The sequence below is a fragment of the Acinetobacter sp. YH01009 genome (genome assembly GCF_013420765.1).
Classification (GTDB): Bacteria; Pseudomonadota; Gammaproteobacteria; order Pseudomonadales; family Moraxellaceae; genus Acinetobacter; species Acinetobacter amyesii.
This window is the reverse complement of the sequence record NZ_VOYE01000002.1, coordinates 280,162-307,121: the sequence shown is the minus strand read 5'-3', so window position 1 is coordinate 307,121 and position 26,960 is coordinate 280,162. Positions and strand designations below refer to the sequence as shown.

Sequence of the window (26,960 nt, the reverse complement as noted above, 5' to 3'; positions counted from 1 at the left end):
TAAAAGCATTTTTTGCAATCTATTCTCTTGTCAAAGTCGCATAGACAGCCCAAGATGTATAGTAAATAATCATTGTTGTTTTGTAGTAGTTGGTCACGCAGGCTGTAAAGGTAATCCATGGCAATACATGTAATTCAAAGTCAACGAATCGAAGTTTTGGTGGATTGTCTAATCGAAAAATTGAAATCGAATCAATCGACCAATGCTTTGTCCGTCTTGCAAGAACGACATATCGTGGTGCCCGATCAAGCCATTGCTGCATGGTTAGAAAAACAAATTGCTGAAAAAATCAGTATTAGTGCCAATATTAAGCATCATCGTAAAATTTTAGGGTTGCAGTGGAAAGCCTACGATTGGGCCTTGCCGAATAAACAAGACCGAGAGCGGATTAAAGGTATCAATATGCCGCCGTTGATTATGCAATGGCGTATTTATAATGCTTTAGCGGTTTTTATTGCAGCTGATCAGTTTGATGCAGCACAGATTCCGACAGATGTTCAGCCCTTAGTTCAGCGTATTTTTGACAGCACAGCACAGCTCTCAGATCGAAAAAAACGTGAGCAAAAGCGGCAAGAAATGTTGTACTGGATCGCTGCTCAAGTCACTCGGCTTTTTACCAACTACATGGCCTTTCGTGGCAGTTGTATTCATACCCCAGATGAAGGTGTTGAGCACTGGGTTTGTCCACATTGCGATACTGACTGGCTAAAAGCGTGGAGTTATAACCAGCCGTTAAATATTATGCAACTTACAGGTCTGAAACCTGAACAAGCCGATGAATATCTACCGACTCAGGCTCGACAACTGGAGCATTGGCAGCGTTGGCTGTGGCATCAAGTATTCCAAAAAGACTTTAATGACCGTCAGGAAATAGACAATAAATTTTGGTTTGCCTTGGCGCATGCTGAGCAAAATCGGCAGCAGCAATTTGATTTGGATGCTGAGGATGATGAGCGCGATGATGATGAGCGTCACCAAACCTATAACGGTTTGCCTGAACAGATTTTCGTCTTTACGACCTTAGAATTACCCCCTGCACAACTGAAATTTTTATATCGCTTGGCAGCGTATACCGAAGTGCATCTGTTGTATTTCAACCCATCGCGTGAGTATTGGGCAGACATGGTCGATCCCGTATGGAAAGATCGTTATAACTTGAAATTACAACAGCGTTATATTGAGCGAAATCCCAATGTCGGCACGGCACAAATTCAGGCCTATCTGAGTACGACCAATGCGGAATTTCGTGAATCTCAGCATTCATTACTGACGCGTTTAGGTAAACGTGCGCGGGATAACTTTGCATTATTGGTGAATATGTCTGGTGGCGAAGGCTGGGAAGATATTTTTCCAGACACCGAGCCGACAACACTGCTCGCTCAAATTCAATATGACATCATGACCTTAGAAGAACCCGAGCAGCATCAATATGCACTCGCGGGGGCAGATGAATCGATTCAATTTCATGTCTGTCATTCTAGCCTGCGTCAGTTAGAGGTTTTACGTGAACAGTTGGTGCATTGGTTGGCCGATGGCACGGAACAAGAGCCACGCCATCCGAGTGATATCTTGGTCTTGGTGCCAAACTTAAAAGAACTGGAACCGCATATTCGGACGGTCTTTTCGACGACTCGAGGCATGGGTCGCAGTGCTGTGGATTTACCTTATATCCCAGTCAAAATTGCAGGGGTGGTCAGTCAAGATATTCAAAATGCATGGCAAGCCTTTGTTGGACGCATTGAAATTAGTCAAGGTCGTTTTACCGCAGAAGATTTTCATGATTGGCTGAATTTGAATGCGGTGCAAGAACTGTATCAGCTCGACCATGTGCAAATGGAACGTATGATGGAACTGCTGATTCAAGCCGGTTTCCGTCGTGGTTTAGACGAACAGCACATGTTGGCTTATTTGTCCGAGCAAGACCGAGATTATCGTTATACCTTTAAATTTGCATTAGACCGTTTGGCTTTAGGGATTGCGATTCCACAACATGCCGTATTTGAGGACACCTTAAGTTTTGCAGGGGTGTTGAGTAGTGATTTTGAGTTGGTGCAAACTTTAATTCAGATCTACCGAGATATCAGTGCGCGTCGAGATTGGCTCAATCCAAATCTCAGCGCACAGACGGTCAAAGCATGGTTGCAACAATTAGACGCAGATTTGAAGCCTTTTGTGGAGGCCAGTGGTCGTGCATTTGAAACCATTCGCAGTGTGATGCGTGCGATGACGCAACGTCTGCACAATGCTCAAAGTGATAAAGTTGAGTCGCTCCCCAATAGCTTTAATTTGCCATTATCTTTGCTGCTCAAAGAAATACAACAAGGCATCGATAGCTCTGCCGATCAGATCGAACCGACAGGATCCGTGACCTTTGCGGACATGGGGAAAATCCGCCAAGTCCCATTTTCATTGGTGGTGTTGATGAACATGGATAGTGGTAAGTTTCCACGTCGTGATCAGCAAGTGCCTTTTGATTTGATGGATGTGTTTAAACCGGTTTTGGGTGATCGCTCTCGTTTGGAAGATGATAAAGGTGCATTTCTAGATGCCTTGTTATTTGCCCGACAGTCCTTGTGGATTTTCTATAATGGCTTTGATGTCAATGATGGTGAAAGTCGGGAGCCATCCTCTGTGATATATGAATTTAGCCAGTTCCTCGCACGGATGATTCAGCCGCAGCAATTGAACCAACCCCATGATGCCATGCTGGATTTGGATGGCTTACGCATTCCACAGCAGCTCGAGCCGCTATACCATATTTATCCTTTGCAGCCTTTTGACCCGATGGGTTTTCAGCAGTCGAAAAACTTACGATATAAAGATCAATGGTTTGCTGTGGCGGAACATATTTTAGATCAGTCTGGTCAACGCCAATCGTGGATTAACCGTGATTATCCTGTGCATGATGAACAAGAAGTACGGGTTTTGGATGGTCAGGAATGGATTAAAGATGTGGTGTTTCCAGCTCGTGCATATTTGAAAACGCTTGGCGTGGCCAGTGTCTATACCGGTGACCAATTACCACAGCAAGAGCCTTTATTGCTCGACCGTTTACAGCAATATCATGTCCGTGACTTATTGCAAAAGCATTATGTGCAACCTGCCTCTCGTGTCCATCAAGCTGAGGATCAGAACTCTACGACTCCAACTGAACCGGATATGGCCTTGTTCCAAGATGTACTGCCTGTGGGACATAGTCAAATAGCGACTTGGAAGCTCAGTTTGCAAGAGCAGGCACAGTTATTAGAGCGTTTGGATGGACGCCGTGTAACCGCGACCACCTTACAAAACTTACAGCTTGAACCGCATTTGATACTGAGTATCACCGTGCCTGAAGACTCTCAGAGTATGCATTGGTTAAGCTGTATGGCGTCTGGGGCAAAGCCTAAGCGTCAGACGCAAACCTGGCTCGAATATCTATTGTGGTTGAGCTATTTAGACTTAGGCGATGAGGGCGCGACGTATCGTCGTGAAGTGATTTGTAATGATAAAAGCATAGTCTGTTGTGGATTAAGCTCTGCACAAGCCAAGCTGCAGCTCAGTGAATGGGTGGCGATGTGGAAACATGCACAAAAACGTCCTGTGGTGCTGCCTGCTGCCTTAATTCGCCAAGAAAAATGCACTTGGGTGGAGAATGAAACAGGCCAGCTCATGCCAGATAATTTTGCAAAGCTTCAAGAGGAATGGCTGAAAAATCATAGTTTTGGTGGAGTGGAGTTGGAGTCGAATGAAGCCAATAGCCACCATCGTGATTGGAGCTTTATTTTACAGCAACAAGCGGCAGATGAGCTTCTGGCATTGTCCTGTCGTTATTATGCAGAACGTTTATATCATGTGATGGATACCGAGGCGGATGACGGCCTAAAAAAACTCAATGTCATCAAGCCTGAGGTGAAAAAATGAATATGCCACAGCAAACGATGAAAATGTCCACCAACCCGATTGCAGACATGAGCTTTACCGGACTGCACTGGATTGAAGCCTCGGCGGGTACAGGAAAAACCTATACGCTTTCCAGTCTGATGGTACGGATTTTTCTCGATCGCTATATGCCGAATCAGGTCATTGCCACCACTTTCACCCGTAAAGCCACAGCGGAACTCAAAGCGCGAGTTCGGCTGCGGATTGAAGAAACCCGTGACTTTATTTATGGCCTGCTCGCGGCATCTCAAGATGAGTTGGCCGAACTTCAGCAAATTTTGAGTGACCCTTTGTATCAGCAAGTGCTGAAAGATCATGGGCATCATTTAGATTATGCCTACAATCGGTTGAACGTGGTCTTACAACAATATGAAGAACTCTTTGTTGGGACCTTGGACAGCTTTAGTCAAAAGTTATTACGTGAATTTGCCTTTGAAAGCGGTCGTATTGAACAAGTGCAAATCAGTGATGATGAAGACCTACATATTGAACGGATCATTCATGATTTATTAAGAGATTGGATTCAGCAGCAGCCTGCACATTTGATTGAATATTTGATGTTGAATCATCAGTTGAAAGGCCCTGAATACTATCTTAGCGTGGTAAAGGAAAGTCTAAACTTCCCATCGGTGGATTTGCGCGTCCCTGAATTACCCGAAAATGCCTTGGCGCATTTTGAAGCGATGTGTCATCAGCTTGCGCAGATGCTGCCTGCCGCTCGTGTAGAGCTTGCAGCGTGTTTTGATGCCGAAAGTCATTATAAGAACCTTGTCGACGCTCGACGTTTTAATAAAGGGACATTCTTTGTCACTTTTAATACACGCATTCCCGAGTTTTTACAGCACTTTGAAGATTCGGGTAGCCAAGGGGTATTGACTCAGTCCGACGTGTTACAACCGACGATGAAAGCCATTCGTTCATTGTTTTATGATCCGAATAAAACTGAATTCAAGCCACGTGTATTTAAAGACAAAGTCGTTGAAGAGCAGCCAGATGTCTCAAAAGAATTTTATCAACATGCTTTTGTGCAACAACTTCGAGCGGTGCTCAATGCTTATGAACATATCAATCAAGCAGAACAATTTCTAAACTTTTATTTGGCACAGGAAGTCAAAAAGCGTTTACCTCAAGTGTTGTCCCACGCTGGCGAAACCACCTTTTCACAACAAATTAGGACCTTATCGGAAGCCTTACAGCAAAGCTCAGCAGCAGGGAAAGACAGTTTTGCCGCTCATGTTTTGGCACGATATCCGCTGATTTTAGTCGATGAATTTCAAGACACCAACCAAGATCAAGATGACATGCTATCCAGTATTTGGCGGGTCAAGGAGCGCTTACATCAGGGTTGTATGATTATGGTCGGCGACCCCAAACAGGCGATTTATGGGTTCCGTGGCGGTGACATGCTGACCTATCGTAAAGCGCGTCATGATATTCAAAGCAAGGGTGGGCGTTGTTATACCTTGAACAAAAACCATCGTTCAGTCAAAAATTTGGTTGAAGTGGTGGATGCCTTGTTTCATCGGCAAATGGATTTTGGTGAGCATGTTGAATACACCCCGATTCAAGCAGGTGAGCGCGAGCATCCGCCGTTGATTGATCATGATCAAGTCAATCCACAACCGCTGCGTTGGTTGGCTTTGGATGAAACGCTAAATGAAGCAGAGCAAGTGGCTTGGCAGATTCAGTCATTACTCAACCAAGCTCAGCAAGGACATTTATATTTTCAAGACAACAATATCCAGCGAGCACTGACAGCAAACGATATTGCGGTCTTAGGGCAAAACCATTTCGACTTAGAGCAAGTGCAACAATGTTTATTGCAACTGGGTGTTCCTTGTTATAAAGCATCACGGGACAGCGTCTATAAAAGTTCCGTCGCACAAGACGTTGCCGCTTTGCTGACGGCGATTTTAAATCCTTATCAAGAAGCCAAGGTGAAACGTGCGCTGCTGAGCCGTTTATTGGGTTTTGATCTGAAACAACTGGTCGCACTCGAACAGCAGGCAGATGGGCTGAGCGAAATTATCGAAAAACTCGAACAGATCCGACAAATTTGGAATGAGCAAGGATTCCGCAGCGCGTGGAATAGCTGTATGACGGTCTTTCAGGTGTGGACGCGTTTGGTGGCTGGGCAAAGTCGAGATAATGAACGCACAGTGGTGAATTTACGCCATATCGCAGAATTATTAAGTCAGCAAAGTGAACATTACACAGGTGCACATAAGCTCTATCAATGGTTTATTCGCCAAATCAATTTAGGCATCAATAATGAAAGTACCCAAGAGCGAAAATTGACTGGGCAATTGGGGGTGCAACTGATGACGATTCATGCATCCAAAGGCTTAGAGTTTGGTTGTGTATTTTTATTGGGAGCAAATGCAGGCTTAAGTGAAAAAGGCAATTTGAATTTTTCCCTTAAAGACAATCAGCAAAAAAGCCTTGGGTTAGAACGTGTGATTGCCGTGAAGTCTTCGGACTTACCCGAAGATGATATTCAACAAAATGATGCGCGCAATGAAGCAGAGCATCATCGCTTGTGGTACGTGGCGTTGACCCGTGCCAGTTATCGTGTTTATGCCGTGCTACGTCATCATGAGGTCGAAAAGAAACAATTGGCAGAAGCGCGTTCAGGACTGACTTTTTGGCGTGGAAGCGCACCAGATCTGTTCCAACACGCAGATAGTGTGGATGCCGATGTCTTGCGTGCAGCACCACCGATGTTGACTCAGACTCAGGTTGAAGCTGTTGTGTTAGAGGCGGAAGAGATTCCCAACAGCCATTTTTATCCACGAGAAACCACCAGTTTTACCGCGCTCACGCGCACGGCGCATAAGGCGCACATACAACGTGACCAACTGGCAGCGGCAATAACCGAGCAGGAAGACAGTGCTGCCGATGAAGTTGAACAAGTTGAAATTATTGAAGCAGAAACGGCAGAGAAAATTAGCTGGATTAAACGGCATTTTCCAAAGGGAACCAAGCCCGGAAGTTTCTTGCATAAATTGATGGAAAAAGTTCGATTTAGCACCCCTGAAGAGAAGTTGACCAAAGCCATCGCATCACGTTTTCATAGTGATGTTGAGTTTGATTCGCCGCAAATATTGCAAAACTTGATGAAACAGTTTGGTCAAACGGCAAACCCTGAGCAAGATGAAGCTGAACTGATTGAAGAAATGCGGGAATGGTACAGTCAAATTATTCATACACCATTGCATGATGGTTTTAGCCTGCATCAGTTAAACGATGGTGAATATCGTTCAGAAATGGACTTTCATTTAAGTATAGCAGATCGTGCATTGGCGATACGTAAAATACGCATGCTATTTGAAAGCCTAAATGAGCCAGATTTACAGATACAAGATTTGAATGATGTGTTTACGGCACGCTATCTGACGGGGTCGATTGACTTGGTATATTATGATGGTCAGCGTTATCACATTGCCGATTATAAAAGTAATTTCTTAGGCGATCAGACCGCACATTATAATCATGCCTATATTCGAGAAAGTATGAGTCATTCTAGTTACTGGTTGCAGGCGGCTTTATATTTGGTGGCCCTGCATCGTTATTTGAAAGCCGTGATGAAAGACTATGACATGACGCAGCATTTGGGTGGGGCGAGTTATTTATATCTTCGCGGTATGGATGGACAGTCCGATCGTGGAGTATATCACTGGAAGCCGGCGGATACATTCATTCAAAACCTCGATGCAATATTGAGCGAAAAGGTTGTGGCTAAAACGTGAAAAAGCACGAAAAAGATAAAAATATTCACGCTGAAACAATAAGTTGCTTTGTGGATAAGTTTGAGGATAACTGTGTGGAAAATGATCAAAAAGCCTTGTCAGCACAGCCTTTGCACGCGGGACAAGAAAACACTGTAGAAATGCAGGTTTTAGTTACCCAAAATCCCCAAGAAACTGCTGATTTAGATGCGGTTTTGCCGGATTGGATTGACTATTTAATCCAACATTATTTACCCAATCAGGCCAGTCATCCTGCTGCAAATCAGTTAATTCAACAATTGATGCAAGCCGTGGAAAAAGGCGACAGTTGTATTTTGGCCGAAGATGTACAGATTCAATGTTTGGCTCAGATGGTTCAGCTTGAGCAAGCTGAAAAAACGCCGGTTGCGCCTTTTATTTTTGATTCGCAGCGACTGTATCTTTATCGCTATTGGGCACTAGAAAATGCTTTGGCCAAGCAAGTCGCACGTTTAAAGCAGCAAACTGAGCAAGATCTTAATCAAACGCAGACGCTTAATATTGAAAAGGATTTATTGACCGATCCCCATCAGATTCAAGCACTGCACATGGTGTGTCAGCACAATTTTAATATCATTACCGGTGGGCCTGGGACAGGTAAAACCTATACCTTGGCACGGATTATTGCCGTGTTGAATGAGCAAAATCCAAATTTAAGAATTGCGATGGCAGCGCCGACAGGAAAAGCGGCGCAGCGAATGGAAGAAGCCTTACAAGCCGCGTTTAAAGATCCTGCATTGCAGCATTATTCGATTATTCATAAACATTTGAAACCCGTGACTTTGCATCGTCTATTGGGTTTAGGGACCCGCTCAATTCCTCGGTTTAATGAGCGTCAAAGCTTACCCTATGACGTCATTGTGGTCGATGAAGCCTCTATGTTGGACTTAAGTTTGGCGCAGATGCTATTCGCGGCGATCCCTCAGCACAGTAAGCTGATTCTATTGGGGGACGCAGAACAGTTGGCTTCGGTCGATGTTGGCGCAGTTTTGGCTAATCTTCAGGATGTGGATGCCCTACAAGCCAACCGCACTCATTTACAGACCAGCCGCCGTTTTGTGCAAGGTGCAGCCATTGGTGAGTTTGCCGGTTTTATTCAACAACAAGAACAGCAGCAAACAACCACAGAAGTTCTGGCGAAATTCGAACATCAGGTAGTGTCTGCATCTGAACTTCAGCCGATTCAATTGACACCGAATATGAACGATGTGATTCAGTTGCAATATCTCCCCGACGCCACGAACAGTGTGGCACATTGGGCAAAATATTATGATCAACTGATGTATGGTTTTCAGCCCTATGTGGTATGGTTAAAACAATGGCCAGAGCAACCCGCTGAATATGCAGATTGGTTAGCCCAATTGATTCGCTATTTTGATGATTATCGGATTCTATCGGCCATTCGACATGGAAAATTAGGCTTACATGAGCTCAATCAGCAGATTGAACTTCGGGTCTTAAATGCCTTGGGTGTGTTGAAACAAGGGGATTGGTACGTGGGGCGTCCAGTCATGATGACCTATAACGATTATCAACTTGGACTATCAAATGGTGATATCGGGATTTGCTTAAAACGACCGATGACGGAAAAGTCGCAGTTTGAGGTTTATTTTCCAAGTTTGGATAAATGGGTGGTGGCAACACGGTTACCTAAAAGTATAGAAACCGCCTATGCCTTGACCATACATAAGTCTCAAGGTTCTGAATTTACCCATACGGCGGTAGTTTTGGAAAATCATGCTACCGAAATGATGAGTAAAGAGCTGATTTATACCGCCATCACTCGTGCCAAAAAAGTGGTGAGTTTGCTTGTTGCAAAAGATGCATTGGCAAAAGCGCTTATAAAAAGAACAGCGCGAGTTAGTGGTCTGTTAGAAAAAATTAACAATCACCTACCTTTGTAAAGCCTAGGCAAAATGTACCGTATTTTGTAAGAAATGGCTTACATCGATTCAGGAGATTTGCGCATAGAGCTTTTTAGAGCTTTTTGAGAAGATGACTTCACAGAAAAAGAACTCAACACGGATGGTTGAGTAAAATCGCAAAAGTATAAGAATAACGTCAAAAGACAGCGAACTTACAGTGAAGTAAGGAAATAGGAAACTTACAGCCGCTAAGCCTTGTAGTTTTGGGAGAGACTACAGGGCTTTTTTATGTCTGGAAAATAAGAAATGCCTATACGCTGTAACAGAAAAGAAATAGAGCTTAACTGATGTACGAAAAAGCTTACATATAGATACGAAAAATACGACTTTTATCTAATAGCCGTTGTGGCAAAATCTACCACATAAGGAAGTGCAAGTTAAAACATGGAATGTTTGACATAAGGACGCGGAAAAGCGCCACATAAAACAATAAATAATAAAACAATAACTAAAAAAGAAGAAACTACAGCGCAAAAAAGCCCGAGCCTAGCTCGGGCTTTTTTTTAATCATTCCACTTTGAGTTTTGCATGCTAAACATCGAGTGGCAAAATATATCAAAAAATCAGTTTAAAATTCATTCAATGACATCGCATTCAACATGTTAGAAATATGCGGTTTTGTGTCGCATAAAGTATCGAAACATATAAAAAATTTATAATGGAATCGATGTGAAAAAAAAGGCGCTATTATCGTCATGAAAACCTGACGAAGTCGGCCATCTCTTTTTGCAATTGGGACGATTTTCCCTTAATATAATGCACTTGCTGTAGTGATGCACGGCAGTCAGCTGATTTATCAGTTGATTCGTATCAAAAGTTAACTTTATAAGCATCTCGGAGAAATCGAATGGCTTTAACAAACGCAGATCGCGCAGAGATCGTTGCAAAATTCGCTCGCGCTGAAAACGACACTGGTTCACCAGAAGTTCAAGTAGCTCTTTTAACTGCTCAAATCAATGATTTACAAGGTCACTTCAAAGAGCACAAACACGACCACCATAGCCGTCGCGGTCTTATCCGTATGGTTAACCAACGTCGTAAGCTTCTTGACTACCTTAAAGGTAAAGACGCTACTCGTTACAGCGCATTGATTGCTGCTTTAGGTTTACGTCGTTAATTCGATTTAAACTTTTATTTTCGGACTATTGCATGCTTAGTGCTGTATTACTGAAAACTAAAGTCTATCCAACCTTGGTTGGATAATGGGGAAGGGGCGTTGATTCGCTCCTTCTTTGTGTCTCAAATTAGTATTTTTAATTAATGTTTTTAATATCTAGTGAGGTCGGCTTCTAAGCTTTGTCATTTATGTTGCAGCGTTTGGGGCGTTGAGTGAATGCCAAACCTTAGGGGTCTCCACTAGAATAAAATCAGGAAAAAATAAAACATGTCGATGTTTAATATTATTCGTAAAGAATTCCAATACGGTCAGCATCAAGTTGTCCTAGAAACAGGTCGTGTTGCGCGTCAAGCGAACACTGTAATCATCACTATGGGTGGTGTACAAGTTCTTGTTGCCGTTGTTGCTCAACCAACAGCTAAAGCAGGTCAAGACTTCTTCCCATTGACTGTTAACTACCAAGAAAAACAATATGCTGCAGGTCGTATCCCGGGCGGTTACGGTAAACGTGAAGGCCGCGCGTCTGAAGCTGAAACTCTTATTTCACGCTTAATCGACCGTCCAATCCGTCCGTTGTTCCCAGAAGGTTACTACAACGAAATCCAAGTGACTGCGACTGTGATTTCTTCTGACAAAACGATGGATGCTGACATTGCTGCAATGTTAGGTACATCTGCTGCACTTGCAATTGCGGGTACGCCTTTCCGTGGTCCAATCGGTGGTGCGCGCGTTGGTTTAATCAACGGTGAATACATCCTTAACCCGAACCACGAACAGCTTAAAGAATCTGACCTTGACCTTGTGGTTGCAGGTACAGAATCTGCAGTATTGATGGTTGAATCAGAAGCGAAAGAACTTTCTGAAGACCAAATGCTTGGCGCTGTATTGTTCGGTCATGACGAAATGCAAATCGCGATCCAAGCGATTAAAGAATTTGCTGCGGCTGCTGGTGCAACAGAGTCTACTTGGACTGCACCTGCGAAAAACGAAGACCTTCGTGCAAAATTAAAAGAAGCGTTTGAAGCGAAAATCTCTGAAGCATACACAATCGCTGTTAAACACGATCGTTATGCAGCACTTGATGCGCTTCAAGCTGAAGCTGTTGCTCAATTTGTTCCAGAAGAAGACGTTGACGGTATCGCTGACGACTTAGCTGAATTATTCGAAGACCTGAAATACCGTACAGTACGTGACAACATCTTGTCAGGTAAACCACGTATTGATGGCCGTGATACTAAAACAGTTCGTGCGCTTGACGTACAAGTTGGCGTGTTAGACCGTGCTCACGGTTCTGCATTATTCACACGTGGTGAAACTCAGGCGTTGGTAACAACAACTTTGGGTAATACACGTGATGCGTTAATGGTAGATACATTAGCGGGTACGAAAACTGACAACTTCATGTTGCACTACAACTTCCCTGCATACTCTGTAGGTGAAACTGGTCGTGAATCTGGTCCTAAACGTCGTGAAATCGGTCACGGTCGTTTAGCGCGTCGTGGTGTACAAGCTGTACTTCCAGCAGCTGACCGCTTCCCGTACGTGATCCGTATCGTATCGGACATCACTGAATCTAACGGTTCATCTTCAATGGCTTCTGTATGTGGTGCTTCTCTATCACTTATGGACGCAGGTGTTCCACTTAAAGCGCCAGTTGCGGGTATCGCAATGGGTCTAGTCAAAGAAGGCGAGCGTTTCGCAGTTCTTTCTGACATCTTGGGTGACGAAGACCACCTTGGCGACATGGACTTTAAAGTAGCAGGTTCTGCAAACGGTATTACTGCACTTCAAATGGACATCAAGATCGAAGGTATTACTGAAGAGATCATGGAAGTTGCATTGAACCAAGCGTATGCAGGTCGTATGCACATCTTAAATGCAATGAACCAAGTAATTTCACGCGCTCGTCCTGAAATCTCTATGCACGCGCCTACATTCCAAGTGATCAACATCAACCCTGATAAGATCCGTGATGTGATTGGTAAAGGTGGCGCAACGATTCGTGCGATCACTGAAGAAACTAAAGCAGCAATCGATATCGAAGATAACGGTACAGTTCGCGTATTTGGTGAAACTAAAGCGGCTGCTTCTGCTGCTGTTGCGAAAATCCAAGCGCTTACTGCTGAAATCGAACCAGGTACAATCTACACTGGTAAAGTGATTCGTATCGTTGAATTTGGTGCGTTTGTAAACATCCTTCCAGGTACTGATGGCTTACTTCATATCTCTCAAATTTCTAACGAACGCATTGCGAACGTTTCAGACGTATTATCTGAAGGTCAAGAGATCAAAGTACAAGTTGCTGATGTCGACAACCGCGGTCGTATCAAATTAACCATGAAAGACATCGAACAAGCTTAATGGTTTGTTGATTCACAGGGTTTCGGCTCTGTGAATGGATTCTAAAAAGCCTTGAGTGCAGTCAGAGTATGAACTTTGACTTGCTCAAGGCTTTTTTTATGGCATCATGAAAAAGTAAACACAATAATAAATGAGATATGCAAACCTATTATTTTTTTCAGCATCCAACAGCCGCGCATATCTATGTGCAAGACCAAGTGCAATGTGAGCATTATCCTGAACTTGAGCCTGAGTTTATTTGGATTGATTGTACCCGTGAAGATGTCGTCAACCGCCCAGAGCAGTGGCAGAGTGATATTTTTCAGGCATCAGATCTACGGGTCAATGAATACCATCTGCGGGATATTTTAAATTTAGAGCATCCGTGTGCCTTTGACACACTCGATGATTATGATTTATTAATTTTTAGAAAAATGGTCACACCCGATGACCAAATTGTTGCAGGTGCAGAAGCTCTTGAAAAGCATGAGCGGGTCTTTGGTTTGGCGACCACCCCGATCAGTTTTTTGATCACGCCCCAAGTGCTGATCACGGTGCGCGAAAAAGGCAACAAAGCCATTGAAAGTTATATCCAACGGATTGAAACTTTAATTTCTCGTCCGATTGATGAACAAAATAAACCACGAAAATTAGCCATTACACCCTTAGATTTGGCATTGCGCTTACTGAATAATATGGTAGATGGATACTTGGATTTACGTGTTCCTTTGACCCGCCGTGTCGAGTTTTGGCAGCGAGAATTGCTGCAAGGGCATCGGCGTTTTACCAAGTGGCATCAACTGTTGCAGGAAAATATGGCCTTTCAGCAAGTGGAAAACTTGTGTGAAGAGCAAATTGAAGCCTTGCAAGAACTGCGTGATGAAGTTGTGGATAATTACCCGCATTTGAAAGGCAAAAAGCGCAGTGAAAAGCAGGATATCATGCTGGTTCGCGTAGATGATTTAACTAGCCATATCGAACGCATTCAAAAACACACCACACGATTACGCAGTGCCGTGCAGGCCGCCATTGATCTGCATTTTTCAGCCGTTGCCAACCAAACCAATGAAAATATGCGTATTTTAGCGATTATTACGGCGATTTTCGCACCATTAACCTTATTAACTGGTATATACGGTATGAACTTTGAGTTTATTCCCGGACTCAAATCGCCAACCGGTTTTTGGATCATGCTTGGTATCATGTTGATTACCACGATTTTACTGCTGTATTATTTTTATCGACGGCATTTGGTGGGGCGTGGCGAAAAAAGTGTGATTGATATGCTGGCACAGCAACATGGCGATCAACACATGAATTTGTTTTGGTTTATGGATTATGAACCAATTAAACAAACGGTGAAGGGCACAGTCAAAGGTACGGTTAAAACTATGAAAGAAATTGAGAAGCTGACGAAACTCAAATAGTTCGCGTTAGCTTCTCTGATGGATGGGTCTGCTTTAAATCCTTTGATAACTTCGAGACTCACCAAGGGTGCATATTTGAGTTTGCCTTTGCGTTTTAAGCACACTTCGACCAAGGGCTTGTACGGCATTGGGCGTATTGCAGTAAGTGTTCCACTATACGTCCCGTCGGCATTTTTGACGATGGTCACATCACCGCGTGAATATCCTGTTTGGTCATCCATGGTTTTTCAAATACTCGTTTATCACTGGCATGCAACAGACCGCTGAAACTGAGTAATGCTCCAAATAGCACATGATGTATTTGCATGATGAATCCTTTGTCATGATTTTATTGTTTTTTAAAAATCTGCAGTACAACGCGATTTGACCGATCCTTATGGTCTTAGTAATTCAATTGTGTAGCCTCGTGGGTTGTACTGCGAACGACATGCATCATGAAAAATCCCCTATACATGAATCGATATCTCAAGAGATATCATCATTTTCGTTACTTTTCAGCAAGCGATAAATTTCATCTTTTAGCTTTAATTTCTTACGCTTAATGGTCTCAATATCCGTGTTATGGTGATTGACAGGATTTAATTCCAATTGAATAATTTCACGATCTAACTCATCATGTTCTTCAAAGATCCGTGCAAAATATGGATTTTCATCACGTAACTGAGAGACCAAATCACGGTACTCAGGAAACATGTTTTTGACTTTTTTATTGCAATCTCGTGTTTTCATGGTTGTCGATCACTTCCTCTACAAGACAAACTCTACAAGAAAAGAAAAACGCCCTGCGAGGCAGAGCGTTCATGATTACATTTAATGTGAATGAAACTGTTGGTGTTTGACTTGGCGACGTAGTTGTTGAACTTCGTCAATTAAATCAAGCATCATAGCGACCGCAGTAAAACTGGCATCGAAATCTCGTTGAAGCCGATACGCACGCCGTGCGCGAGATATATCATCGCCAAAAAATTGATGAATCCTGTCTTCTGAACGGCTAGGCAGAATATCGTATTCGAGTAGTTGCAGAACCCATTCTGGACTTTGCCCACAGGCAGAGGCAAAGTGTTGTAGATCAAAACTACTTTTTTCGTCTACGATTTCAGTCTGTTTACATCCGTCACAGACAATTTCACGATAATGAATTGTTGTCATGGTGCTCTCCTTAAGACTGTCGTGGATTAAATGACGGAAAAGCTTGAGCAAAAGCCGCATATGCTTGTTGCTCTTGTTCGGTTTGTGCAGCTGGTATCTGTATATTTAAAATCAGGTAAAGGTGTCCGGGTGTTTTATTTGGTATCCCTTTGTCCTTTAATCGTAGCTGCTGACCAGTACGTGCATTTTTAGGAATTTGTAGTTCTAATGTTTTGCCATCAGGACTGGTAAATGCAATTTTTTGACCCAATGCGGCTTCCCATGGACTGATATTCAGTTGTTGGAAAATATCAACGCCTTCTACACGGATTTGCTCAGTTTGTTTATACAAAATTTCAATGTATAAATCGCCGGCGGCTCCACCGTTATAGCCAGCTTGCCCTTGGCCGGAGAGTCGAATTTGTTGACCTGATTTCATACCTGCAGGAATTTTGACTTGCAGGGTTTTACGTTGGACTTCAGGCTCACCATGGGGGTTGAGGCTTGGAATCTGTAAGGTGATATTCTGCGTTGCACCATGAAATGCGATTTCTAAATCCACTTCTAAACTGGCGTGTTGGTCTTCACCACGGAAGCTCTTGGTTTGGCGGTTTGCACGTTGATACTGATAGTCACCGCCACCAAAGCCTTGCCCAAAACGACCAAACAAGTCTTCAAATCCACTAAAGTCCGCATGCTGACCATCACTCGTCGATTGGCGATAAAACTGAGATTGGTCAAAACCACCTTGGTTGCCAGCATTAAACCCAGCAAATCCTTGAGGATGATCGAGTTCAAAATCGTATTGTTTTTTCTTTTCGGCATCACTTAAAGTGTCGTATGCAACATTAATCGTTTGCATACGCGTTTCAGCATCAGCCTCTTTACTGACGTCAGGGTGATATTTACGCGCCAATTTTCGATAGGCTTTTTTTATTTGATCAGCCGAAGCATCTCGGGCGATCCCTAAAGTTTGATAGTGATTGTCTGGCATACTCTCTGTATAAATATTGATCATGTTTTAATCAATATAGAAGGGTTCATCAAACTGTCATAGGGGCAAACAGCATCTTATTGTTTCAAAACATGACAATAAAAAAGCCTCACGAGGAGGCTTTTAAAAACACATTTAAAATTAATATTTTATCCAAGTGACACTACGACCAATCACAGATACACCAACATACCCACGTATAGTTAAATGTTTTCCTGAAGCACTAAGTCTTGCTTTGCCTTTATAGATTTTTCCACCAATCGGGTCCAGAACTTTACCGTTTTGGAATTCACGTGGATTTTTTGGATCTTGTTTAAAGTCCCAAATAAATGGCAAGCCGATAAAAGGTTTATTTTTCAATTCACCTGGGCAGTTCGAGCAGACGCCCATTTTTTCAGTGCCAGGGACATTGCGTGTGGTGACAATGATGCCTTCATAGCTTCCATCGGCTTTTTTGCGAATTTCAACGTCTGCACGCGAATATCCTGTACGGTCATCGACGGTTTTCCACTTCCCCACTAGTGGATCGGTTTCCGAAGCAATTGACAATCCTGACAAAGTGCTAAGTACTATTCCGGCAAATAATTGTTGATATATTTTTTTCATTTCATCCCCTGAAAATTCAGAATTGTGTTTTTAGAGTAAGTTGCCTAATTTATATATAAAGACCTACAAAATCAATGTGATAGTTTGTGATGTATTTGGCATATTTTTTTAAAACGCTGCTTTAATATGGAGTTTTTACTCTAATTTTTAAGTTAAAAAAGGCCTTTAATGATTTAAAGGCCTCGTGCTTAGTTTTTGACCCAAGTGACATTGCGTCCAATTGCAGAGCCTTCAGTACGACCATTGATGATCAAATGCTTGCCATTATTCATCAAACGAGCGCGTGCATTGTAGTGCTTGCCAGATTTGGGATCGAGCATTACACCACCCACAAATTCATTGGGCTTTTCTGGATCAGCGCTTAGGCCGGATAAGGTGGTTAAACCGACCATCGGTTTATTTTTCTGAGCACCGGTACATTGCGTGCACGTCGAGATATTTGCTGTTCCGGGGATGCTTCGGCTTTGAATAATAGTAGCTGAATACAGGTCATGTTTATCTTTACGAATCACCACATCGGCAAGGGAATAACCTGTTCGATCATCAATGGTTTTCCATGTCCCCACTAAGGGGTCAATCGCTGCCAAAGCAGATGATATACTGCATATTGAGAACATACCGAACAGGATAGAAAAGAGGAATTTAACAGTCATACAGTTACCCACATTACATAAAAAGCAGATGCCAGAAAATTAAAGGCATAAAAATATTATGGTTTTAATGTAGCCTGAAATAATATGAATGTTCTAGTGATATTTTAAGAAATGGTATTTATTTTTTGAGCCAAAACATGATCTTGTTGGCGATAAATAAGGTTTATGCTGAACGTCTACGCACTAGTAAAATAGTCGGAATTCATCTCAAAGTAGATTATTATCGGCATGATGAACTCGTCTGGAGTTGAGTTCATCATGCCAATGAAAGCCAAATGGCGACTTTAGTTGACGCGGATCCAAGATACCGTCCGGCCGAGAAGCGTGGTTCCAACATAACCTCGAAGTGTCAGGACATTGCCGCGCGCATTCAATTGCCCTTTACCTTGATAAGTATTGCCTGAAAGTGGGTCGATCACCTTGCCATCGGTGTACGCATTCTCTTTTGTATTATGTTTAAAGCCAGAGAAGATCGGTAAACCAATTAAGGGTGCATTTTTGAGTTTACCTTCACATTTTTCACAAATCGTGGTGACAGGGCGGTTGGGGATGGCATGCACTTTGGTGATTTTACCGCTATAGCTGCCGTCTTTTAATTTAGTGATTTGGACTTCAGCACGAGCATAGCCTGTTTTGTCATCTATGGTTTTCCATGTCCCGACGAGGTCTGCTGCATGTGCTGTCATTGGGCCAAAGTAGAACATGGCTAAAGCAATAGCGAGTGTTTTGAGTTTCATAATTTATCCAGTTTTTTTTACATTATTTTTCAATTAAAAATAAAGCTTTGTTGGTTTTTTTGACTTTATTTCTGGCGCGATTCTACTCGAAAAAAAATTGATCGCAAATACAGCTGATCATGTTGATGCTTTATAGTTCGAACCCATTCGACTAAGCGCAAGAAAGTAGCTGTTCTAAATTTAATCGGAATAATAAAAAAGCACCCCGAAGGATGCTTAGATTTAGGCTTTCAATCATCACGATGATTTAGCTGAGGTGTTGACCAAAAAGGGATAAAGCTTCTTCTGCAGTAAAGGTATATTTTGTATTACAGAATTGGCAATCCATTTCAATTGGGTTTTGAAACTCTAGGGTTTCACGAACTGCAGCAACACCAATTTGTTCAAGTGCTGTCGCACAGCGTTCTTTTGAACACGTGCAGCCAAATTTTAAGGCTTCAGTTTCAGGTAAACGAACTTCTTCTTCGTTATATAAACGATATAAAATTTCATTTGCAGATAAAGACGTTAACTCATCTGCTTTTAATGTCTCGGTCAGCATGGTTAAACGTGGCCATAGATCTTCATCGACACGGCGTTGTTCTTCTTCGCTATTCCGAGGTAATAACTGAATCAGTAAACCACCTGAACGACTGTTGCTGCTTGCTAAGACGATGCGTGTCGGGATCTGTGCAGATAGATCATAATATTGCATCAAGCAACCCGCTAAAGTCGGTTTGTCTAAAGGTACAATCCCTTGATAACGCTCACCAAATTCAGGCTCGATATTAATGAAAAGTACTGGGTTTACCAAGGCTTTCAGTACCGTGCTGCTGTCTTCAGCGGTTTGAAAGTGCGGGTCTTCTTCATAATCTGCAAGTGCGCGAACTTCACCGAGATGATTACATTCCGCCATTGCCCATTTAAAAGTGCCTGCAGCCTGAATTTGTAAGCTAATACGACCTTTAATTTTTAAGGTGCTGGCCAACAAGGCAGTCGCGCTGAGCATTTCACCCAAGAGAATTTGTACAGCAGGTGCATAGTCACGCTGTGCAAGAATCGTTTGTAGGGCTTCTTCAAGATGAACCACTTCTCCACGAACAGGGCTATCTTCAATAAAAAAGCGTTGGCGTAAATCTGACATAAAATTCTCCATAACCCTGCTTTAATGGTGACGATATTGTAAAACACAAGTCATTCATTATCATCTCTTGTGACATCAATACGATGACGTTGTAAGCTGCGTTGTAAATCAACACCTGTAGGTTTTTCACGGGCTTGCGCATCGCTTTCAAACAAATGTTCCAGTTCAGCTAAAGCGTTACGATGCGTTTCATAAATCTTTTGTTCATCGGTATAGATTTGCTGCTGTTGAGTCAGCAGTTTCTCATCATAATCACGGAACAATTCGATACTTTTATAGGCATCTTCATCGCTGATGCCTAAGTCGCACAGCATGTGATAGGCCATTCCTAAAGACGATAAATAGGTTTCACGCCAAATATGCTCAATCCCCAAATCACGCAGCAAATGCACCTGATGACGGTCACGTGCGCGGACCAATAATTTTAACTGAGGGTAATTCAGACGAATATGACGCGCCACGTTCATTGAGTCTTCAATATCATCTATGGCAAGGACAAACACTTTGGCATGTTCAATGCCCGCAGCGCGTAAAATATCTGGTTGTGTGGCATCGCCATAATACAGATGACCACCATAATTACGTACGAAATCGACTTTGTCTAAGTTGCTATCAATGGCGGTAAAAGACAAATGCTGTAAATGCGCCACACGAGCAATGATTTGTCCGAAACGCCCAAAGCCCGCAATAATCACAGGATTATGTTCATCCGGAATGTCGTCATATTCGGGAATGGTTTTTGGATTAAAACGTGGCAAAATTTGTGATTGTATTAACCAATACAACATAGGGGTCAACACCATCGACAAGGTGACGATGAGGGTTAATGGCTCCAAAATGGCTTGTTGTACGACATTTTCACTTTTCGCCACACTAAAGACCACAAAGGCAAATTCACCGCCTTGAGCCAAACAGGTCGCCAGTAAAATACTGTTGCGCCATGAATTTTTGAGATAACGTGCAATTGCGGTAAGTGACGCCATTTTGATGAGCATCAGTGCCAATGCACCACCGATAATGAACCATGGCATTTCAACGAATAATGACAGTTCCGTGGTCATGCCCACGGTCATAAAGAACAGACCAAGTAAAAGCCCTTTAAACGGAGCAATACTCGCTTCGAGTTCATGGCGGAATTCCGAGTCTGCCAATAGCACGCCCGTCAGAAATGCACCAAGCGTGGTACTGATACCGAGTACATCCATCAACACCACGACACCCAGCACTATAAATAAACCGACAGCGGTGATCAGTTCATGCGCACCACTTTTCGCGACGAAGCGGAAAAAAGGCCGCATTAAGTATCGACTAAATAAAAATAAGCCTGAAAAAGTCGCAATGATGGCAGCGAAATAGGCGATTCCGTGATGTGATGATTCTGTCCCTGCGAGCAGGGGGATGACTGCAATCAGCGGAATTGCAGCCATATCTTGAAACAGCAAAATCGAAAAGGATTGTTGCCCATAGGTGGTGTTTAATTGCTGTTTTTCACTCAGCATCTGCAAGACAAAGGCAGTAGAAGAAAGAGCGAGAGCGAAACCGATAACGATACTGGCTGCAATGCCTTGTTGTAAGGCAAAAAAACTGCCTAGCGCTAAAACAAGACCGGTCAGACCAACTTGTAAACTACCCATGCCGAAAATAGAACTACGCATACTCCATAGACGCTGTGGGCGGAGTTCGAGGCCGATCAGGAACATCAGCAAAATCACGCCAAACTCAGCGAGATCTTGGATCGCTTGGGGATCACTGGCAATGTTAAAGACATCGGGGCCGAGCAAAATACCAGTGAACAGATATCCCAATACCGTTGCAATACCAAAGCGCTTGAGCAAAGGGACAAGCAATAAGGATGCGCCAAGGAAAATTGTGATCTGTAACAGTAGTGACATTTACTCGTCCTAGAGTTGTGTTTTTGGTCGAAAGTTGCAATTCAGTATGACTGATATTTTCAGACTGAATTGTACGCGTTTAACTGAGTTCCTGTGGGTCTATATCGAGGCTCAATTTCATATTTGATGGCTTGTTATGCAAGATGTTTTGCCACCAATAACGCAGATAATAATGTAAGCGCGCACGATCTGTAGACAGTAAAACCATGTGGGATTGGTAACGCCCTGCTTTGCGCTCCATAGGGGCAGGAATCGGCCCCCAAATATCAATAATTCCAGCAGAGTCCTGACGCAGTAATTGGGCATGTTGTTGTAAAAATTCAGTATTGAGTTCTTGGTTTTTTGACTCACAGCGTACCAATGCGGCATAGCGAAACGGTGGCATTTGTGCCATTTCCCGTTCTTTCATGGTTTCTTTGGCAAATTTTCGATAGTCCTCATTGACCAAGATATTCAAAAGCGGATGGTCGGGTCTTAGGGTTTGTAAAAACACATCGCCTTTACGTTCACCACGGCCGGCACGCCCAGTGACTTGTACAATGAGCTGTGCAGTACGCTCGATGGCACGGAAGTCCACACTCAGTAGACCTGAATCGATATCTAAAATCGCCACCAAGGTGACGTAAGGGAAATGATGTCCTTTGGCCAGCATTTGTGTACCGAGTAAAATGGCAGGTTCGCTTTTTTGAATCTTGTCATAGATTTTTTGCCAACTGCCGACTCGACTGGTGGAATCACGATCGACCCGTATAACGTCATGCTGCGGAAATAGCTCATTTAGGCTTTCTTCAACCTTCGCTGTACCCATGCCCACGGATTTCAGTTCTTGGTGATTACACTGTGGACAATGCTCTGGCATACGGTGAATGGTGCCGCAGTGGTGACAATGCAAGTGTTGATAGGGTGTGCGGTGTACCGTGAAATTGGCATCACAGTGCGGACATTTGGCCTGCCATGCACAGCTTTCACAAATTAAAACCGGGGCATATCCGCGACGGTTTAAAAACACCAATACCTGTTCTTTTTTTTCTAGGCGCTTACGGATTTCACCAATTAATAATTGGCTAATTCCATGCTGTTTCTGTGCCACTTTCAGATCAAGGATGTGCATTTTCGGCATGACTGCGGTGCCAGCACGTTGGTTCAATTCCAGTACAGTCATTTTGCCTTGTTTCGCGAGTGCATAACACTCGATACTAGGCGTGGCAGAACCTAAAATTACGGGGCATTGTTCCAGATGCCCACGGTAAAGTGCGACATCCCGAGCGTGATAGCGAAAGCCTTCTTGTTGTTTAAAGGACAGATCATGCTCTTCATCAATCACAATCAAACCTAGATTCGGCAGTGGAGTATAAATTGCAGAACGCGTGCCTAAGATAATTGACGCCTTACCTGTTTGCGCCGCTTGCCAAGCTTGCATACGTTTTGAATCATTCAAACCCGAATGTAGTAGAGCAATATTGCAATGAAAACGTGATTGGAAGCGGCTGATGGTCTGTGGGGTGAGTCCAATTTCAGGCACTAAAACCAAGACCTGTTTGCCTTGCTTTAGAACCTCTTGCATGATTTGTAAATAGACTTCGGTTTTACCACTGCCGGTCAGACCATCAAGTAAAAATGCCTGATATTGACTCCGTGCTTTTAATACCCGATCAATGGCTTTCTTTTGCTCAGGATTTGCAGTGAGCGGCATTTGCGCCATGCTCATGGGCATCGGGCTAAAGTCCTGTTCGGCCAAGACACATTGACAGATACCTTTTTTCTCTAATGCTTTGAGTGTCGCGGTTTCCACACCTGCCAAATTGAGTAAATTTTCCCCAGTTCCAGTTGGATGTAATTTTAAAATCTTATAGGCTTCTTGCTGTCGTTCCGAGCGCTTAATTTTGTCATCGGCATGGAGGTCGAGGAGATTCCATGTCCGTGCCAATAAATTATAGGGTTTTCCTTGGCGTAACAAGGTCGGAAGGGCACTTTGCATCACTTCACCAATCGGAAATTGGTAATACTGTGCAGACCATGTCAATAAATTTAAAACTTTCTCATCTAAAATGGCGCGATCATCAAGAAGTTCGGTAATGGCCTTGAGTTTAAAGCTTGAATCGAGTGGTGCATCGGGTGCAATTTTTTCCACGATGATACCGGTCAAATTTTGCCGACCAAAAGATACAGCAACGCGTGCAGCTACTTCAGCTTTTTGGTATTGCTCTTGGCTTAAGCTGTAATCGAAGCAGTCGTATAAATATACCGGAACGGCGACTCGAACGCGGTAAATAGGTGTTGCAATGCTCGCTGAATTTGCCATAAAACGTGGATAAGTTCCTGATTAAATTTCGTCGTGATCGTAAAGGAGTTGTGTTAGAGTGAGCTCATATTTTATATCTAAGAATATGAATGATTTTGATGGTCAGACGCAACTGCGCTGATAGAAATTTTGGAAAATTAGAGCATTACAATGCCTGCATATCAGTTTACTGCCATAGACGCTTCAGGGAAGCAGCAGAAGGGTGTACTTGAGGGTGATTCTGCGCGTCAAATTCGTCAACAGCTCAGAGATCAGTCACTCATTCCAGTTGCTGTCGATCCGATTGAGCAAAAAGACAAACACGCGCAGCAGCGCTGGTTTCAAAAAGGGCTGAATGCCTATGACTTGGCTTTATTAACTCGCCAACTTTCAGTTTTGGTTGCCGCTGCGATTCCATTAGAAGAAGCGATTCGTGCTGTGGGAAAACAAAACGAAAAAGCCCATGTGCAAAACCTGTTGATGTCGGTGCGCTCTAAAGTTTTGGAAGGACATTCTTTAGCCAACGCACTACAACAAGCGGGACGTTTTCCTGAACTGTATATTGCCACGATTGCAGCAGGTGAGCGTTCAGGCCATCTCGATCTCATTCTCGACCAACTTGCCGATTACACCGAAAATCGCTTTGCCATGCAAAAAAAAGTGCAGGGTGCGATGATTTATCCGATCATCCTGATGTTAATGTCTTTCGGGATTGTGATGGGACTCATGACCTATGTGGTCCCAGATATTGTCAAAACCTTTGATCAAAGCAAAGATGCCTTGCCGTGGATAACGGTCGCTTTAATGAAAGCCAGTGATTTTATTCGAATGGCTTGGCCATTTTTATTGGTCGGTAGCGTAGTCTCGATTTTTCTCTTGGTTCGATTCCTCAGAACAGCGGCGGGACATTATGCCTTTGACCGATTGACCTTGAAATTACCGTTATTTTCCAAACTTTCTAAAGGCATTAATGCCGCTCGTTTTGCCAGTACTTTGTCGATTTTAACCAAGTCTGGCGTGCCTTTGGTCGATGCTTTAAAAATTGGCGCAGCGGTCAGTAATAATTGGGTGATTCGAGATTCGGTCAACCTTGCGGCAGAGAAAGTAACAGAAGGTGGTAATTTGGCAACACAGCTTGAGCGAAGTGGTTATTTCCCACCGATGATGGTACAAATGATCAAAAGTGGTGAAAGTTCAGGCGAATTAGACCGGATGCTAGAACGTGCGTCGACGATGCAAGACCGAGAAGTGACGACCTTAATTTCAACTTTATTGGCGTTGCTTGAACCGTTGATGTTGGTATTTATGGCGAGCATTGTACTGGTGATCGTGATTGCTGTGATGCTGCCAATCGTGAATATGAATAATATGATTTAAAACATTCGAACAATGATGTGAACAGAGATTTGTAACATGCAAGTGAAGACAAAAAATATGAAGCAACAAGGTTTTACTTTAATTGAAGTGATGGTGGTCATTGTCATTTTAGGTGTTTTGGCAGCGCTGATTGTACCGAACGTGATGGGCCGTGGTGAAAAAGCCAAAGTTGATACTACGGCGATTACTTTAAAAAGTGTCGCTGGCTCATTAGATCAATACAAAATGGACAATGGTAAATTCCCTTCAATGCAAGACGGCGGATTAAATGCTTTGGTCACTAAACCTGAGTCTGCTAAAAACTGGTTGCCGGGTGGCTATATCAAAGGCGGCTATCCAAAAGACAGTTGGGACAATGATATTCAATATGTGATCCCAGGTTCTGAAGGCCGTCCTTATGATCTTTATTCATTTGGTGCAGATGGTCAGTCTGGCGGTGAAGAAAATGATGCCGATATTTACTATAAACACTAACTGAGAATAATTATATATTCAGTTTTAATGGAATTAATCACTTCACTTAATAGGGTGTTTCAATATTGAGTGAAGTGATAATAAATCTTAATTATAAAATTAATATTAAGTTATTGAATTTACTTTAAATTTCATAATATTAAATATGTGATATTTATAATAAGAATTATTCCCAATTTTATTGATTACAATAATCGCAAAATATGAATAAATATAGGCTTTTCATTTAAATAAAACCGAGCATAATATCTTTTATGGTACTTTTTTAGCCATGGAGGATAGTATGAAAGCATTATTATTAACGGATGAAATTAACCAATTTCATTGGTCTATGCTGAAATCTGTTCTTTTGATTTTAAGTATTCTGCCGATCAGTCAAGGCATTGTGTATTTATGGCAAAGCACTGAGGGCAGTAGCCAAATTATGGTGGGCTTCTTTGCCATGAGCTTAATGAGTTCATTACTGGCTTTAAGTTTTTGGTCTGCATTAAAAGCGACTGTGGCAAATTTAAAACAAGAACATGCATCTGCCATCGAACAAATGGTTGTTCGTCTTTATCGATATATTCCAATGGTATCTTTAGCTGCCATGCTTTCCTATTTAGTAACGAAGTTATAAACCACAATCAAACCTTCCAAACTGGAGCTTGCTCCAGTTTTTTTATGTCCCGTGCAAATGAACAGTTAGCCTACATCAAAGCGTACATCAATTTGATACGTTTTCTAAGAAGACCTTGCTTTGTCCGTTTTGACGCATCGAATGTCTGCTTCACATATCGTCAGCCTGAATGAAATTTTTATAATGCATAGATAGTCAGATGAAGTACAACAAAGAAAAGCAAGAGGAAAAATGCAACAGATCGATTGGCAAGATTTTTTGAAAGTTGAATTACGTGTAGGGAAAATTGTACAGGCTGAAGTCTTTGAGCAAGCACGTAAACCCGCGTACATTCTCCATGTGGATTTTGGAGAGGAACTGGGCATTAAAAAGTCCAGTGCACAAATTACACAGCTGTATCAGCCGGAAAATCTAGTGGGAAAATTGGTCGTTGCCGTCGTGAATTTTCCAAAAAAACAAATTGGGCCGATCCAGTCAGAGTGTTTGGTCACAGGTTTTCATAATGCAGAGGGGCATGTTGCTCTTTGTATGCCTGATGCAGAAATTCCCCTCGGCACCAAGTTACTTTAAAAAAGCAGG

The 26,960-nt window shown here is 42.8% G+C and carries 20 protein-coding genes; 10 read left to right on the top strand and 10 right to left on the bottom strand.

Annotation, left to right across the window (positions count from 1 at the left end; translation table 11 throughout):
- The first annotated feature begins 117 nt into the window (after nucleotides 1-117).
- The 6 genes from FTT76_RS04230 to FTT76_RS04205 all read left to right on the top strand — a co-directional run bounded on the left by FTT76_RS04230 (nucleotide 118) and on the right by FTT76_RS04205 (nucleotide 14,497).
- Nucleotides 118-3,903, top strand: coding sequence for an exodeoxyribonuclease V subunit gamma (locus FTT76_RS04230; protein ID WP_180089625.1), 3,786 nt, complete (start codon nucleotides 118-120; stop codon nucleotides 3,901-3,903).
- Nucleotides 3,900-7,670 carry a UvrD-helicase domain-containing protein gene (locus FTT76_RS04225; protein WP_180190082.1) on the top strand — a complete coding sequence of 1,257 codons (3,771 nt, stop codon included), beginning with the start codon at nucleotides 3,900-3,902 and terminating at the stop codon, nucleotides 7,668-7,670. The genes FTT76_RS04230 and FTT76_RS04225 overlap by 4 nt, the downstream gene beginning before the upstream one ends.
- A 140-nt stretch (nucleotides 7,671-7,810) precedes the next feature.
- Nucleotides 7,811-9,592 (top strand): exodeoxyribonuclease V subunit alpha, encoded by a 1,782-nt coding sequence (gene recD / locus FTT76_RS04220; RefSeq protein WP_180190129.1) that lies wholly within the window; start codon nucleotides 7,811-7,813, stop codon nucleotides 9,590-9,592.
- Nucleotides 9,593-10,460: 868 nt separating this feature from the next.
- Nucleotides 10,461-10,730, top strand: a complete 270-nt coding sequence (rpsO, locus tag FTT76_RS04215; RefSeq protein WP_005007057.1) for a 30S ribosomal protein S15 — start codon at nucleotides 10,461-10,463, stop codon at nucleotides 10,728-10,730.
- Nucleotides 10,731-11,003: 273 nt separating this feature from the next.
- Nucleotides 11,004-13,091 carry a polyribonucleotide nucleotidyltransferase gene (pnp, locus tag FTT76_RS04210; RefSeq protein ID WP_171262611.1) on the top strand — a complete coding sequence of 696 codons (2,088 nt, stop codon included), beginning with the start codon at nucleotides 11,004-11,006 and terminating at the stop codon, nucleotides 13,089-13,091.
- Between the two features lie 137 nt (nucleotides 13,092-13,228).
- The gene (locus tag FTT76_RS04205; RefSeq protein WP_180022601.1) at nucleotides 13,229-14,497 is read left to right on the top strand and encodes a magnesium transporter CorA family protein; all 1,269 of its coding nucleotides are present in this window, start codon (nucleotides 13,229-13,231) and stop codon (nucleotides 14,495-14,497) included.
- A gap of 184 nt (nucleotides 14,498-14,681) precedes the next feature.
- Here FTT76_RS04205 and FTT76_RS17610 read toward each other — a convergent pair whose 3' ends face one another.
- From FTT76_RS17610 to FTT76_RS04160, 10 genes are all read right to left on the bottom strand, one after another.
- Nucleotides 14,682-14,804: a hypothetical protein gene (locus FTT76_RS17610; protein WP_257224018.1), complete on the bottom strand. Its 123-nt coding sequence runs from the start codon at nucleotides 14,802-14,804 to the stop codon at nucleotides 14,682-14,684.
- Between the two features lie 158 nt (nucleotides 14,805-14,962).
- Nucleotides 14,963-15,226: a YdcH family protein gene (locus tag FTT76_RS04200; RefSeq protein WP_078192816.1), complete on the bottom strand. Its 264-nt coding sequence runs from the start codon at nucleotides 15,224-15,226 to the stop codon at nucleotides 14,963-14,965.
- An 81-nt stretch (nucleotides 15,227-15,307) separates the two neighbouring features.
- Nucleotides 15,308-15,646 (bottom strand): chaperone modulator CbpM, encoded by a 339-nt coding sequence (locus tag FTT76_RS04195; RefSeq protein ID WP_111885626.1) that lies wholly within the window; start codon nucleotides 15,644-15,646, stop codon nucleotides 15,308-15,310.
- A gap of 10 nt (nucleotides 15,647-15,656) precedes the next feature.
- Complete coding sequence (locus FTT76_RS04190) at nucleotides 15,657-16,619, bottom strand: DnaJ C-terminal domain-containing protein (protein WP_180007253.1); 963 nt, start codon at nucleotides 16,617-16,619, stop codon at nucleotides 15,657-15,659.
- A 141-nt stretch (nucleotides 16,620-16,760) separates the two neighbouring features.
- Entirely contained in the window at nucleotides 16,761-17,225 is a 465-nt protein-coding gene (locus tag FTT76_RS04185) for a DUF2147 domain-containing protein (RefSeq protein WP_180190081.1), read from the bottom strand.
- A 188-nt stretch (nucleotides 17,226-17,413) separates the two neighbouring features.
- Entirely contained in the window at nucleotides 17,414-17,878 is a 465-nt protein-coding gene (locus FTT76_RS04180) for a DUF2147 domain-containing protein (protein WP_180007082.1), read from the bottom strand.
- A gap of 284 nt (nucleotides 17,879-18,162) precedes the next feature.
- Nucleotides 18,163-18,615 (bottom strand): DUF2147 domain-containing protein, encoded by a 453-nt coding sequence (locus tag FTT76_RS04175; RefSeq protein ID WP_180007084.1) that lies wholly within the window; start codon nucleotides 18,613-18,615, stop codon nucleotides 18,163-18,165.
- A 247-nt stretch (nucleotides 18,616-18,862) separates the two neighbouring features.
- Nucleotides 18,863-19,738 carry an Hsp33 family molecular chaperone HslO gene (hslO, locus tag FTT76_RS04170; RefSeq protein ID WP_180108809.1) on the bottom strand — a complete coding sequence of 292 codons (876 nt, stop codon included), beginning with the start codon at nucleotides 19,736-19,738 and terminating at the stop codon, nucleotides 18,863-18,865.
- A 50-nt stretch (nucleotides 19,739-19,788) separates the two neighbouring features.
- Nucleotides 19,789-21,630: a monovalent cation:proton antiporter-2 (CPA2) family protein gene (locus FTT76_RS04165; RefSeq protein ID WP_111885622.1), complete on the bottom strand. Its 1,842-nt coding sequence runs from the start codon at nucleotides 21,628-21,630 to the stop codon at nucleotides 19,789-19,791.
- Between the two features lie 79 nt (nucleotides 21,631-21,709).
- On the bottom strand, nucleotides 21,710-23,932 hold the full coding sequence (locus tag FTT76_RS04160; RefSeq protein ID WP_180048791.1) for a primosomal protein N': 2,223 nt from the start codon (nucleotides 23,930-23,932) through the stop codon (nucleotides 21,710-21,712).
- A 150-nt stretch (nucleotides 23,933-24,082) separates the two neighbouring features.
- Here FTT76_RS04160 and gspF point away from each other — a divergent pair, with 150 nt between their 5' ends.
- From gspF to FTT76_RS04140, 4 genes are all read left to right on the top strand, one after another.
- The gene (gene gspF / locus FTT76_RS04155) at nucleotides 24,083-25,288 is read left to right on the top strand and encodes a type II secretion system inner membrane protein GspF (RefSeq protein WP_078189785.1); all 1,206 of its coding nucleotides are present in this window, start codon (nucleotides 24,083-24,085) and stop codon (nucleotides 25,286-25,288) included.
- A gap of 36 nt (nucleotides 25,289-25,324) precedes the next feature.
- Nucleotides 25,325-25,762, top strand: coding sequence for a type II secretion system major pseudopilin GspG (gene gspG, locus FTT76_RS04150; protein WP_078189784.1), 438 nt, complete (start codon nucleotides 25,325-25,327; stop codon nucleotides 25,760-25,762).
- Between the two features lie 283 nt (nucleotides 25,763-26,045).
- A complete protein-coding gene (locus tag FTT76_RS04145; RefSeq protein ID WP_180022604.1) occupies nucleotides 26,046-26,381 on the top strand; it encodes a hypothetical protein in 336 nt (111 codons plus the stop codon).
- Between the two features lie 231 nt (nucleotides 26,382-26,612).
- Nucleotides 26,613-26,951: a tRNA-binding protein gene (locus tag FTT76_RS04140; RefSeq protein ID WP_180048792.1), complete on the top strand. Its 339-nt coding sequence runs from the start codon at nucleotides 26,613-26,615 to the stop codon at nucleotides 26,949-26,951.
- The last annotated feature ends 9 nt before the right edge of the window (nucleotides 26,952-26,960 follow it).

Excerpts from the sequence above, each read along its gene's own strand:
- FTT76_RS04195 (WP_111885626.1), bottom strand. The coding sequence starts at position 15,646 with ATGACAACAATTCATTATCGTGAAATTGTCTGTGACGGATGTAAACAG.
- FTT76_RS04185 (WP_180190081.1), bottom strand. The coding sequence starts at position 17,225 with ATGAAAAAAATATATCAACAATTATTTGCCGGAATAGTACTTAGCACT.
- FTT76_RS04140 (WP_180048792.1), top strand. The coding sequence starts at position 26,613 with ATGCAACAGATCGATTGGCAAGATTTTTTGAAAGTTGAATTACGTGTA.
- FTT76_RS04190 (WP_180007253.1), bottom strand. The coding sequence starts at position 16,619 with ATGCCAGACAATCACTATCAAACTTTAGGGATCGCCCGAGATGCTTCG.
- FTT76_RS04180 (WP_180007082.1), bottom strand. The coding sequence starts at position 17,878 with ATGACTGTTAAATTCCTCTTTTCTATCCTGTTCGGTATGTTCTCAATA.
- FTT76_RS04225 (WP_180190082.1), top strand. The coding sequence starts at position 3,900 with ATGAATATGCCACAGCAAACGATGAAAATGTCCACCAACCCGATTGCA.
- FTT76_RS04230 (WP_180089625.1), top strand. The coding sequence starts at position 118 with ATGGCAATACATGTAATTCAAAGTCAACGAATCGAAGTTTTGGTGGAT.
- FTT76_RS04205 (WP_180022601.1), top strand. The coding sequence starts at position 13,229 with ATGCAAACCTATTATTTTTTTCAGCATCCAACAGCCGCGCATATCTAT.
- rpsO (WP_005007057.1), top strand. The coding sequence starts at position 10,461 with ATGGCTTTAACAAACGCAGATCGCGCAGAGATCGTTGCAAAATTCGCT.
- gspF (WP_078189785.1), top strand. The coding sequence starts at position 24,083 with ATGCCTGCATATCAGTTTACTGCCATAGACGCTTCAGGGAAGCAGCAG.
- gspG (WP_078189784.1), top strand. The coding sequence starts at position 25,325 with ATGCAAGTGAAGACAAAAAATATGAAGCAACAAGGTTTTACTTTAATT.
- hslO (WP_180108809.1), bottom strand. The coding sequence starts at position 19,738 with ATGTCAGATTTACGCCAACGCTTTTTTATTGAAGATAGCCCTGTTCGT.
- FTT76_RS17610 (WP_257224018.1), bottom strand. The coding sequence starts at position 14,804 with ATGCAAATACATCATGTGCTATTTGGAGCATTACTCAGTTTCAGCGGT.
- FTT76_RS04175 (WP_180007084.1), bottom strand. The coding sequence starts at position 18,615 with ATGAAACTCAAAACACTCGCTATTGCTTTAGCCATGTTCTACTTTGGC.
- FTT76_RS04145 (WP_180022604.1), top strand. The coding sequence starts at position 26,046 with ATGAAAGCATTATTATTAACGGATGAAATTAACCAATTTCATTGGTCT.
- FTT76_RS04165 (WP_111885622.1), bottom strand. The coding sequence starts at position 21,630 with ATGTCACTACTGTTACAGATCACAATTTTCCTTGGCGCATCCTTATTG.
- FTT76_RS04160 (WP_180048791.1), bottom strand. The coding sequence starts at position 23,932 with ATGGCAAATTCAGCGAGCATTGCAACACCTATTTACCGCGTTCGAGTC.
- FTT76_RS04200 (WP_078192816.1), bottom strand. The coding sequence starts at position 15,226 with ATGAAAACACGAGATTGCAATAAAAAAGTCAAAAACATGTTTCCTGAG.
- pnp (WP_171262611.1), top strand. The coding sequence starts at position 11,004 with ATGTTTAATATTATTCGTAAAGAATTCCAATACGGTCAGCATCAAGTT.
- recD (WP_180190129.1), top strand. The coding sequence starts at position 7,811 with ATGCAGGTTTTAGTTACCCAAAATCCCCAAGAAACTGCTGATTTAGAT.